Source organism: Shigella sp. FC1967, from assembly GCF_001743005.1.
In the GTDB taxonomy this organism is placed as follows: Bacteria; Pseudomonadota; Gammaproteobacteria; order Enterobacterales; family Enterobacteriaceae; genus Proteus.
Window position 1 is genome coordinate 1 of record NZ_MIIZ01001377.1, and the last position, 366, is coordinate 366.

At 49.5% G+C, this 366-nt stretch carries 1 protein-coding gene; it reads left to right on the forward strand.

Translation table 11 applies throughout. The annotated features are described in order from the left end of the window. Positions 1–343: hypothetical protein (locus BHE89_RS22170; protein WP_286146390.1), on the forward strand; the 343-nt coding region annotated here is incomplete at its 5' end. Positions 344–366: the final 23 nt, after the last annotated feature.

Consider the following 366-nt stretch of genomic DNA (forward strand, 5'->3'; position numbering starts at 1 on the left):
GGGGCTGTGTATGGCCGGTACTGCCATCGCGGCTCCTGATGTGCTCAATGACGACGCAAAGCTCAAGAACCTTGAGAAGGTGTGTCCCGACTGTAAGATGGTGGCAAAAGATGTACTCAATCTGCGGGTTGAAAACTGCCAGCTCAAAGACACTTCCAGTGCAATGATGATTGGCACCATGCAAAATGACCCTATGTTTTCGTTTATGCTGGCAGTACACACAGCGGCAGGCTCGGAGGCATACAAAACGGTAGTTGGTGCCGCTGGCAACCATGTTGACTGTGAAAACCCGTTGAACTGGATCAAGCTGACCCAGCAAGCGATTAAAGGAGGCAAAGTCTAATGCGTAAGAGAGATTTCTTTTTT